10 protein-coding genes, 3 tRNA genes and 1 pseudogene are annotated in these 10,504 nt (G+C 73.9%); 9 read left to right on the top strand and 5 right to left on the bottom strand.

Going from position 1 to position 10,504, the window contains the following annotated elements:
• Positions 1–220: pseudogene (locus ABTW95_RS24965) on the bottom strand (hypothetical protein); the annotation flags it as partial.
• A 223-nt stretch (positions 221–443) separates the two neighbouring features.
• Between ABTW95_RS24965 and ABTW95_RS24960 the strand changes: the two are divergent.
• On the top strand, positions 444–1,589 hold the full coding sequence (locus tag ABTW95_RS24960; RefSeq protein ID WP_396449155.1) for a S1 family peptidase: 1,146 nt from the start codon (positions 444–446) through the stop codon (positions 1,587–1,589).
• A 46-nt stretch (positions 1,590–1,635) separates the two neighbouring features.
• On the opposite strand, the gene ABTW95_RS24955 is transcribed toward ABTW95_RS24960, so the two are convergent.
• Complete coding sequence (locus ABTW95_RS24955; RefSeq protein WP_500227534.1) at positions 1,636–2,457, bottom strand: SAM-dependent methyltransferase; 822 nt, start codon at positions 2,455–2,457, stop codon at positions 1,636–1,638.
• 107 nt (positions 2,458–2,564) lie between these two features.
• Here ABTW95_RS24955 and ABTW95_RS24950 point away from each other — a divergent pair, with 107 nt between their 5' ends.
• From ABTW95_RS24950 to ABTW95_RS24935, 4 genes are all read left to right on the top strand, one after another.
• The gene (locus ABTW95_RS24950) at positions 2,565–3,449 is read left to right on the top strand and encodes an SDR family oxidoreductase (protein WP_500227533.1); all 885 of its coding nucleotides are present in this window, start codon (positions 2,565–2,567) and stop codon (positions 3,447–3,449) included.
• A 69-nt stretch (positions 3,450–3,518) separates the two neighbouring features.
• Entirely contained in the window at positions 3,519–4,076 is a 558-nt protein-coding gene (locus tag ABTW95_RS24945; RefSeq protein WP_500227532.1) for a G5 domain-containing protein, read from the top strand.
• 76 nt (positions 4,077–4,152) lie between these two features.
• The gene (locus tag ABTW95_RS24940) at positions 4,153–4,494 is read left to right on the top strand and encodes an Lrp/AsnC ligand binding domain-containing protein (protein WP_500227531.1); all 342 of its coding nucleotides are present in this window, start codon (positions 4,153–4,155) and stop codon (positions 4,492–4,494) included.
• A gap of 66 nt (positions 4,495–4,560) precedes the next feature.
• Positions 4,561–4,965 (top strand): cupin domain-containing protein, encoded by a 405-nt coding sequence (locus ABTW95_RS24935; RefSeq protein ID WP_396452273.1) that lies wholly within the window; start codon positions 4,561–4,563, stop codon positions 4,963–4,965.
• 67 nt (positions 4,966–5,032) lie between these two features.
• On the opposite strand, the gene ABTW95_RS24930 is transcribed toward ABTW95_RS24935, so the two are convergent.
• The 3 genes from ABTW95_RS24930 to ABTW95_RS24920 form a co-directional block, all read right to left on the bottom strand.
• Positions 5,033–5,104 (bottom strand) — tRNA-Val (locus tag ABTW95_RS24930).
• A gap of 34 nt (positions 5,105–5,138) precedes the next feature.
• Positions 5,139–5,209: transfer RNA gene (locus tag ABTW95_RS24925), tRNA-Cys, on the bottom strand.
• A gap of 41 nt (positions 5,210–5,250) precedes the next feature.
• A tRNA-Gly gene (locus tag ABTW95_RS24920) sits at positions 5,251–5,322 on the bottom strand.
• Positions 5,323–5,446: 124 nt separating this feature from the next.
• On the opposite strand from ABTW95_RS24920, the gene ABTW95_RS24915 reads away from it, so the two are divergent.
• From ABTW95_RS24915 to ABTW95_RS24900, 4 genes are all read left to right on the top strand, one after another.
• Positions 5,447–6,151 carry an ArsR/SmtB family transcription factor gene (locus ABTW95_RS24915; RefSeq protein WP_396452275.1) on the top strand — a complete coding sequence of 235 codons (705 nt, stop codon included), beginning with the start codon at positions 5,447–5,449 and terminating at the stop codon, positions 6,149–6,151.
• A gap of 162 nt (positions 6,152–6,313) precedes the next feature.
• On the top strand, positions 6,314–7,150 hold the full coding sequence (locus ABTW95_RS24910; protein WP_396452277.1) for an aminotransferase class IV: 837 nt from the start codon (positions 6,314–6,316) through the stop codon (positions 7,148–7,150).
• Positions 7,151–7,351: 201 nt separating this feature from the next.
• Complete coding sequence (locus ABTW95_RS24905) at positions 7,352–7,702, top strand: PHP domain-containing protein (RefSeq protein WP_500227571.1); 351 nt, start codon at positions 7,352–7,354, stop codon at positions 7,700–7,702.
• Positions 7,693–10,488: a glycoside hydrolase family 38 N-terminal domain-containing protein gene (locus ABTW95_RS24900; protein ID WP_500227530.1), complete on the top strand. Its 2,796-nt coding sequence runs from the start codon at positions 7,693–7,695 to the stop codon at positions 10,486–10,488. Before ABTW95_RS24905 ends, ABTW95_RS24900 begins: the two co-directional genes overlap by 10 nt.
• Positions 10,489–10,504: the final 16 nt, after the last annotated feature.

The following is a 10,504-nucleotide window of genomic DNA, read 5'->3' as shown; positions in this document are numbered from 1 at the left end:
AGCGGGTGGCGGGGTCGCCGTCGACGGCGGCGGAGGCGGGGAAGGAGCCGTTCTCGGTGGAGGAGGCGGTCGCGGGCCGGTTCAGCGCCGCGTCCGCCGAGCCGCACGCCGCCGCGGCGGCGCGTCCGGCGGGGACGGCGAGCGCGATGGCGAGCAGCAGCGCGAAGACGCCCGCCGGCCAGGCTCTTCTGGCCGGGGCGTGGGGTGGGACGGGATGCATGCGCATCTCCTTCGGGGGTGGGGTGGTGTGCGGGGGCCCCTCAGATCACGCGTTATTTCACAGCATGATTTAAAGCGTGGATTATCTAGGCCGTCAAGGGCGCCGTGCGCCGCCCCGGGCCCGGCGCGGCGGAGAACCCCCGCCGGAGCCGCCCGCGGGGATTGAACTCCGTCCCGGCGGGGCGCGTATCCCCACGCGAAGATCGACGCCCCCGGGAGGGTTCATGAGCGTGAGGAACAGCCGGCTGCGCACCGCGGTCACGACGACCGCGGCCGTCGCCGGGTCCGCCGGGCTCCTGGCCGGCGCGCTGTACGTGGTCCATGCCGAGTCGGGGGCCGGCGGCAAGCAGGCGAGCCTCGCCGGCGACGCCCAGGCCGGGCGGCAGGCGCCCGCCGGGCAGACCGCGCCGGGGGAGGCCGTCACCGGTCAGGCCGCCGCCACCGCCGCCCGGCTCGCCCACCGCCTCGGCGACCGCACGACCGGCGCCTACATCGACTCGGCGGGACGGCCCGTCGTCACCGTCACCAACGAAGCCGACGCCGCCACGGTCCGCGCCGCGGGCGCCGTCCCCAAGATGACGCGGCGGAGCCCGGCCGAGCTGCGCCGGGTCACCGCCACGCTGCGCAGCTCCTTCGCCGACATCCCCGGCACCGGCTGGGCCGTCGACCCCGCCACGTCCAAGGTCACCGTGTGGACGGACTCCTCGGTCACCGGCGCCCGGATGGCCGCCGTCCAGCGCACCGCCCGGCAGATGGGCACGGCGGTCCGGATGGTCCGCTTCCCCGGCCGGCTGCACACCCTCGCCCTCGGCGGCGACGCGATCTTCGGGCAGGGCGCCCGCTGCTCGCTGGGCTTCAACGTCCGGCGCGGCCGGCAGGACTTCTTCCTCACCGCCGGGCACTGCGGCAACGCCGTGCGGAACTGGACCGCCGACGCGCAGGGCGCCCGGCCGCTCGGCACCACCGTGCAGAGCAGCTTCCCGGGCAACGACTTCGCGCTCGTCCAGGTGCAGCGCGGCGCCGCGGGCGCGGGCGCGGTCAACCTCTACAACGGGCAGGCGCGCGACATCACGCAGGCGGCCGAAGCCGTCGTCGGGCAGCGTGTCGCCCGCAGCGGCAGCACCACCGGCGTCCACACCGGGCGCGTCCTCGCCACCAACGCCACGGTGAACTTCGCCGAGGGCACCGTCACCGGCATGATCCAGACCAACGTCTGCGCCGAGCCGGGCGACAGCGGCGGCCCGCTCTTCGCCGGCACGACCGCCCTCGGCCTCACCTCCGGAGGCTCGGGCGACTGCCGGACCGGCGGCGTCACCTTCTTCCAGCCGGTGACGGAGGCCCTGCGGGCCTTCGATGCGCAGGTGACCTGACGTCCGGCGCGCGGAAGCCCGGGCCCGGCGGCCCGGGCTTCTCGCGTCAGCCCTTCACGGCGAGGCCGCCGTAGGCGGAGACCTCCGCGGGGCTGGGCGCGGGCGGGTCGCCGGGGTCGCGGCGCCACTCGGACACCAGGACCACGCCGGGCTCGACGAGCCGCAGGCCCTGCCGCGTGAAGACGAGCCGCTCGAACTCGGCGGCGGTGCGGGGCTGCGTGCGGACGCCGTCCTCCCGGTATCCGGCCGACGCGGGCCGCAGCCGCGGCTCGTGCTCCGGCGTCACATGGGTGGCGAGCACGTAACTGCCCGCCGGCAGGGCGTCGACGAAGGTGCGGACGATCTCCGCCGGCCCCTCCTCGTCCGGGATGAAGTGCAGGATGGCGCTCAGCACCAGGGCGATCGGCTCGCCGAAGTCCAGCACCTCCCGGATGAGGCGGCTGCCGACGATGGCCGCCGGCCGCCGGACGTCGGCGTCGAGGTAGCCGACCTTGCCCCGCGGATCGGACACCATCAGGGCGCGCGCGTGCGCCAGCACGACGGGGTCGTTGTCGACGTAGGCGATGCGCGCGGCCGGCGTGATGCCCTGCACGACCTCGTGCAAGTTCGGCGACGTGGGAATGCCGGTGCCGATGTCGAGGAATTGCCGAATTCCGACCTCGGCGGCGAGATACCGGACACCGCGCAGCAGGAACCGCCGGTTCTCCCGGGCCCCCACGCGGATCGCCGGAAAAGCCTCCTCGATCTTCGCGGCCGCGATCCGGTCGGCGGCGAAGTTGTCCTTTCCGCCCAGCAGATAATCATAGACCCGCGCGGACGACGGATGGGCGGCGTCGATGAGCGGACGCGAAGCCTCGGGCGGTGACACGTCGCTGGACCTCCAAGCTTCCTGGCGCAGGCGAGGCTCCGTAGTTTAGTTTGATCCAGCGCCCTCCCGGCAATTCGCCTTCCGTAATCGACTGATCGAGGAACGTGATGAGGATCGTCATAGCCAGTGCGTCGGGACAGCTCGCCCGCGCGACCGCGAAATACGCGCTGGAAAAGGTGCCGCCCGATGACGTCATCCTGGTCAGCAGGAATCCGGACGCGCTCGCCGAGTTCGCGGACCGGGGCGTGGCCGTCCGGTACGGCGACTACGACCGCCCGGAGTCGCTGCCCGCCGCGTTCGCGGGCGGCGACCGGCTCTTCATGGTCAGCCTGCACGAGCTCGGCCACCGCGTCACCCAGCACCGGAACGCCATCGAAGCGGCGAAGCGGGCGGGCGTGCGGCACATCGTCTACACCTCCTACATCATGGTCGACCCCGCCTGCCCGTCCACGGTCGTCCCGGACCACCTGCGCACCCACGAGCTGCTGGACGCCTCCGGCCTGGACGTCACCTACCTGCGCAACGGCCTGTACGCGGAGACGCCGGTCACCCAGATCCTCCCGCCCGCGATCGCCCGCGGCGTCCTGGTCGACAACACCGACCACGCCCGCGGCGCCTTCGTCCACCGCGACGACTGCGCCGCCGTGGCCGCCGCGGTGCTGACGTCGTCCGGCCACGAGGGCCGGACCTACGACGTCACCGGCCCCGAACTGCTCAGCTTCGCCGACCTCACCGCCCTCGCGGCCGAGGTCTCCGGCCGCCCGGTCGCCTACCAGAGCGTGGACGACGCGTCCTTCGAGGCGGGCCTGCGCGAGGCGGGCGTCCCCGACGACGTCCGCGGCATGATCGTCTCCTTCGGCGTCGCGCTCCGCGCCGGCTGGGGCGAGCCCCTCACCGACACGGTCCAGCGCCTGACCGGCCGCCCGCCGCGCCCGATCACCGACCTGATGGAGCAGCACCGCTCCCTGCTGACCGGTGCACAGGCGCCCTGACCGAATACGGCCGCTACATTGACCCGCTAACTAGTGAAAGGCACGATTTCCTCCAGCAAAGGGGGAAATATGAGGCGCACTTTCGTGGCATTATCGGCATGCGGCCTTCTCCTGCTGGCCGCCTGCGACCCGGAGGCTCAGCCCACCGAATCCGCGGCGTCCAGCACGCCCACCAGCGCGAGTCCGACCCCGTCGGCGTCCCCGACGGGGTCGCCGACGGTCGAGACGCGCACGGTCACGGCGACGCGCAAGATCCCTTACAAAACCCGGAAGGTAAAGGACCCGGCGCTGGCCGCCGGCAAGACCGAGATCCGCCGGCGCGGCGTCGCGGGCGTCAAGAAGCTGACCTACGAGGTCACTTACACCAATGGCGCGGAGACCTCCCGGAAATTGATCAGCGAAAAGACCACCAGGGCCCCGGTGACGCGCGTCATCGCGGTCGGCACCAAGCGCGCGAGCAACTGCGACCCGAACTACAGCGGCGCCTGCGTCCCGATAGCGAGCGACGTCGACTGCGCGGGCGGCAGCGGCAACGGCCCCCGCTACGTCCGGGGCCCGGTCCGCGTGGTGGGCAACGACATCTACGACCTGGACCGAGACGGCGACGGCATAGGCTGCGACACCTGATGCCAATCCGCGGCGCCGGGCGGATGCGGGCTCAGTGGGTCCGCAGCCAGGCGTTCATCACCGCGAACGACTCGCCGTGGGACGGGTGCAGCGCCAGGTCGTGGCCCGTGTCGCCGACGGTGCGCACCGTCAGGCTGGGGCTGCCGGAGAAGTAGGGCGCCTCGTAGTCTCTGAGCGCGTCGCGCCGTCGGAGCTGGTCGCAGTCGGCGACGCCCTCGCGGGGCATCCCGAGATCGTCTTCGCCGCCGCGATCACGGGCCCGACCAGCCTGCTGGCCATCGCGGTCTGCCGCAACACCACCGACTTCTACGGCTACCTGACCGGCCGCATCGGTGCGCTCACGGCCGTCCAGCACGTCGAGACGGCACCGGTGATCAGCTCGGTGAAGCGCGCCGGGTCGGTCATCAAGACCCGCTGACCGGTCCAGCGAATCCGGTGCCGACTGGTCTGGTCGGGGGCCGGGGAGCCGGTTAGCGTCGGCGGCATGACGATAGACATCCGGTCCAACTCGGTCCTGACGTCCCTGATGCACACGGTGCCGCCGTTCATCCCTGAGGGCGCCGAGGCCATGACGGCGACCGTCGAGATCCCGCCCGGCGACCCCGGCACGCCTCCGCACCGCCATTCGGGCCCCGTCTTCGGGTACATGCTCGAAGGGGAGATGCTGTTCGAGCTCGACGGGCAGCCGGAACGCGTGATCCGCGCCGGGGAGGCGTTCTGGGAGCCGGGCGGCGACGTCATCCACTGGAAGGCGGCCAACAACCGTTCCGACACCTGGGCGAAATTCGTGGTGGTCATGTTGGGCGTGCCGGGAGAGCCAATGCTGACCCTGCTGGACGAGACGGAAATAGCAGACCGCCGCCCCCGCGCCACGCCCCCCGGCGAATGACGAATACGACGAGGGAGTGGCGGCGAAGGAACTCAAAGCTCCGAGCGCACCACTCCCAGTTGCGAAGTGGGCGATACTGGGATTGAACCAGTGGCCTCTACCGTGTCAAGGTAGCGCTCTCCCACTGAGCTAATCGCCCGTTTCCGCGGCCTCCGGGGGGAGGTACGGCGTCGAGGTGGAGACGGGATTTGAACCCGTGTACACGGCTTTGCAGGCCGTTGCCTCGCCTCTCGGCCACTCCACCAGAATGAGACCTTCTGGGTCACAGCCTGAAAGGCCCCTCAGAGCGGAAGACGGGATTTGAACCCGCGACCCTCACCTTGGCAAGGTGATGCTCTACCCCTGAGCCACTTCCGCGTGCGCCTTGCGGCGACGAGGAAGACTTTAGCGTGTCGGTGGGCGGTTCCCCAAACCGGTTTCCGGTCGGGGCGCGGCGGATGCTTCGGCGGGCGTCGAAGGGTGGGGCGCTTAGGCTCGTGGCATGAGCGCGGAACATGTCGCCGGTGCCGACTTCGCGCCGGTCGCGGCGCTGCTGGCGGATCGGGCGCGGGCGGCGATGCTGACGGCGCTGCTGGACGGGCGTCCGCTGGCGGCGGGGGAGCTGGCGCGGACGGCGGGGGTGAGCGCGCAGACGGCGAGCGCGCATCTGGGGCGGCTGCTGGACGCGGGGTTCGTCACGGTCGTGAAGCAGGGCCGGCACCGGTACTACCGGCTGCGGAGCGGCGAGGTCGCGCAGGTGATCGAGGCGCTGTCGCGGATCAGCCCGCCGGTGCGGGTGCGGAGCCTGCGGCAGTCGAAGGACGCGCGGCGGCTGCGGGAGGCGCGGACCTGCTACGACCATCTGGCGGGCGCGGCCGGGGTGGCGCTGTTCGCGGCGCTGGTGGACGGCGGCCTGATCGAGCCGGACGGCGAGGACGCCTTCGAGGTGACGGAGAAGGGCGAGGAGCGGCTGGCCGCGCTCGGCCTGGACGTCGCGGCGCTGCGGCGGGCCCGGCGGAGGTTCGCGTGGCGGTGCCTCGACTGGACGGAGCGGCGCCCGCATCTGAACGGGGCGCTGGGCGCGGCGCTGACCGACCGCATGATCGAGCTGGGCTGGTTCGAGCGGGGCCCGACGCGGCGGGCGCTGGCGGTGACGGAGAAGGGCCTGGCGGGCCTCGCGGACACATTCGGGTGCGTTCTGGCCTGAACGCCGCGTATCCCGGGCGCGCTGCCCGGAAGTACTCGAACACGTCCCCCGGAGCGCCGTACTGTGGGCCCACGGGCGGCTGGGCGCGGGACGCCCGCCGCTTCAGCGATCGGCGCGAGACCGGGCCGGTTCCGGCCCGGGTGATGGGGAGGGTGGCTTCCGGTGACGGCGCAGGCCAGGATCTGGCTGAACGGAGAACTGATCGATCCCGAGCGGGCGGTGGTGTCGGTCTTCGACCACGGCATGCTGGTCGGGGACGGGATCTTCGAGACGGTGAAGGCGACGAACGGGGAGCCGTTCGCGCTGACCCGCCATCTGCGCCGGCTGGCCCGTTCGGCGGCCGGTCTCGGCCTGCCCGAGCCCGACCACGACGCTCTCGCGCAGGGCACCCTCGAGGTGCTGGCGGCGGCGCCGAAGTGGCCGCTGGCGCGGATCCGCATCACCTACACGAGCGGTCCGGGGCCGCTGGGGTCGGCGCGCGGCGACGCGGGGCCGACCGTGTCGATCATCGCCGGGCCGCAGGACCCGTTCCCCCCGACGGCGGACGTGACGGTCGTGCCGTGGCCGCGCAACGAGCGGGGCGCGCTGTCCGGCCTCAAGACGACGTCCTACGCGGAGAACGCGCTGGCGCTCGCCTACGCCAAGGAGCGCGGCGGCGGCGAGGCGATCTTCGGCAACACCGCAGGGAACCTGTGCGAGGGGACGGGCAGCAACATCTTCGTGGTGCTCGGCGGCCGGCTGGTGACGCCGCCGCTGTCGTCGGGCTGCCTGGCGGGGGTGACGCGGGCGCTGACGCTGGAGTGGTTCGGCGGCGAGGAGGAGGACCTCGCGCTGGACGACCTGTACCGCGCCGACGAGGCGTTCCTGACGTCCACCACCCGCGATGTCCAGCCGATCCGGGCGGTGGACGGCACGGTCCTCCCGGCGGCGCCCGGCCCCGTCACCGCGAAGGCGATGGAGGCGTTCGCGGCGCGGTCCGCCGAGCTCATGGACCCTTGATCCGAGAAGTGGCCGCCGAACCCTTTACGTGATCGGTTCTTCCCTTGTCACGCTGGACGTGGAGGGGGAACCGCCGCACGTCGCCGCCGGCGAGGGGCGGGAGCCCGAGCCGGGCGACCGGGGACGGGCCGTGCCGCGTCCCGGGCGGGTCCTGCTGCATCGCGACGGGGATCTGGTGGCCGGGGGCGGCTCGCGGGCGACCTGCACTCCCACACCGTCCACAGCGACGGGACGCTCCCCGTCCGCGAGCTGGCGTGCCTGGCCGCGTCCCAAGGGCTCGACTTCCTCGCGGTGACCGACCACAACACCGTCAGCCACCAGCCCGAGCTGCCCGCCGCCTCGGCGCACGCCGGCGTCCTGCTGCTCCCGGGCCAGGAGGTCACCACCGACCTCGGCCACGCGAACGTGTTCGGCGCCGACGGGACCGTGCTCGTCCGGCCCGGCGGCCGGCGCACCGCCGTCCGCGGCGACGACGTCCGGATACCGGCGGAAGGTCCGGGCATGCACCGCCTGGAGAGCCACGAGAACGAGGTGATCGCACTGTGCGGATAGAGGACGCGGGGCGCGCCGAGGGCACGGGGCGGGCGGCGGACACCGGGCGGGCGGACGGCCGGCGGGCGGACCGCCGCGAGATCGTCGTCGTGCCGCACACCCACTGGGACCGCGAGTGGTACCTGCCGTTCCAGCGGTTCCGGCTCCGGCTGGTGGCGCTGCTCGACGCCGTCATCGACCGGATGGAGGCCGATCCGCGCTGGCGCTTCACGCTGGACGGGCAGATGGCGGCGGTCGACGACTACCTGGAGATCCGCCCGGAGCGGCGCGACCGGCTGGCCGCGCTCGTCCGGGAGGGGCGGCTCGCCGTCGGCCCCTGGCAGATCCTCCACGACGAGTTCCTGTGCTCGGGGGAGAACATCATCCGGAACCTGGAGCTCGGCATGCGGCGCGCGGAGGAGCTCGGCGCCGCGATGATGGTCGGATACCTGCCCGACCAGTTCGGGCATTGCGCGCAGATGCCGCAGATCCTGAAGCTCGCCGGGATCGAGCACGCGTGCGTGTGGCGCGGCGTCCCGCAGCGGGTGCGGACCTGCACGTTCGCGTGGGAGGCCCCGGACGGGACGGCGATCCGCACCCGCTACCTCCCGGAGGGCGGCTACGGCAACGCCGCGTCGATGTTCGAGGAGTCCGGGGACGGCGCGCCGCCGCCGCCCGGCCGCGTCGCCGGGTTCGCCGAGGCGATGGCCCGCTGGGACCCGCGCGGCGGCCCGCTGCTGGCCATGTACGGCGCCGACCACACCGCGCCCGCCGCCGACCTCGCCGACCGGATCGCGTCCGCCGGGCCCGGCATGCGGCTCGACACCCTCGCGGGCTTCTTCGCGGCGGAGACGCCGTCCGCGGACGGGCTGCCGCACGTCCGCGGCGAGCTGCGCTCGCACGCCCGCGCCAACATCCTGCCGGGGGTGATCTCCGCCCGGGTCCGGCTCAAGGAGCTGATGGGGCGCGCCGAGCGGCTCGTCGAGCGGTACGCCGAGCCGCTGACCGCGCTCTGGTACGCGGGCGACGCGCAGACGTTCCTCGACCTGGCGTGGCGGCGGCTCATCGAGGCGAGCTGCCACGACTCGGTCACCGGCTGCGGCTGCGACGAGACCGCCGAGCAGGTCGCGGCGCACATGGCCGAGGCGGAGCAGCTCGGGCGCGCCGTCTGCGACCTCGTCACCGCCGAGCGGGCCGCGTCCGTGCCGCTCGGCGGGCACCTGGTGTTCAACCCGACCCCGGCCCGCCGCACGGGCCTGGTCACGCTGGACGTCCCGTGCGACGGGGAGCCGGCGCTGGTGGCGGGGGACGGGCGGCCGGTGCCCGTGCAGACGATCAGCGTCGCGCCGACCGTGCTGGACGACGCCGTCCACCCGGCCTCCGACCTGCCGATCCTGCTGGAGCGGGTGTACGGGCGGGTGCTGTTCGGGCAGGAGATCCGCGACTGGTCGGTGTCCCGCGAGGACCGCACGCTGACCTTCCGCGTGACGTCCCGCGCCGACGTCCCGTTCGACGTCAACGAGGTGCGGGAGGCGCTGCGGGGCGCGGAGGGGGAGTGGCGCCTGCGGATCCTGGCCGATCCGCGCCGCACCGTCGCCGCGCTCGTCGACGTGCCGCCCCTCGGGCTGACGGCCGTGCGGCCCGTGCCGGCCGCGCGGGCCGAGGAGGCCCCCGCGACGCCGGAGAGGGCGGTACTGGACGGGAACGCCCTCGACAACGGGCTGCTGCGCGCCGAGGTGCACGCCGACGGCACGCTCGGGCTGCGCACCCCGTCCGGCCACGTCGTCGAGGGCGCCGGGCGGATCGTGGACGGCGGCGACCTCGGTGACACCTACAACTACGCGCCCCCCGCCCGCGACCGGATCGTCGGCGACCCCGTCACCGTGGACGTGGCGCGGGCGTCGGACGGGCCGCTCGTCGCCGCGTTCGACATCGTCCGGACCTACCGCTGGCCGCGCGGCGGAGACCTGGACGCCGGCGCGCGGTCGCGGGCCGAGGAGGACGTGACCGTCACGACCCGCGCCGAGCTGCGGGCCGGCGAGCCGTTCCTGCGGTTGCGGACGACGTTCGACAACCGCTGCGACGACCACCGCGTCCGGCTGCACCTGTCGCTGCCGCGCCGGGCGGACTCCTCCTTCGCGGAGGGCCAGTTCGCGATCACCGAGCGGGGGCCGGCGGCCGAGGGCGGCTTCGGCGAGCGCCCCGTGCCGACCTACCCCGCGTCGGGGTTCGTCGCGGCGGGCGGCCTCGCCGTCCTGCTGGAGCACGCCACCGAGTACGAGATCACCGGGGGCGGGCGGGAGATGGCGCTCACGCTGCTGCGCGCGGTCGGCCACCTGTCCCGGGACCGCAACGCCTACCGGGACCAGCCCGCCGGGCCGCAGCTGCCCACCCCGGGCGCGCAGTGCCGCGGCGAGCGGACGGCCGCGATGGCGGTCATGCCCTACGACGGCGAACGGCCCGGGCCCGAGGTGCTCCGCGCCGCCGAGGCGTTCCGGCACGCCCTTCTCACCGCCGCCGGCTACGGGCACGCCTCCGCGCCCGTCCCCGAGCCCCGGGAGGGCGTCGCGATCACCGGGGACGGCGTGGTCATGACCTCGCTGCGCGCCCGCGGCGGCTGGATCGAGACCCGCATGGCCGCGCAGTGCGCCGAGCCGGCGACGGCCGTCCTGCGCGGGGACTTCACCGAGGCCGTCCGCACCGACCTGCGCGGGCGCCCCGGCATCCCGCTCGACGTCCGCGACGGGACGGTGGCGCTGGCGCTGCGCCCCTGGGAGATCGCGACCGTGCGGCTGCGCAGGCCCTAGCCGTACTTGGCCGCGG

Origin of the sequence: Spirillospora sp. NPDC127506, assembly GCF_040302145.1 — a bacterium.
Lineage (GTDB): Bacteria > Actinomycetota > Actinomycetes > Streptosporangiales > Streptosporangiaceae > Spirillospora.
This window is presented reverse-complemented; position numbering and strand designations above follow the sequence as displayed.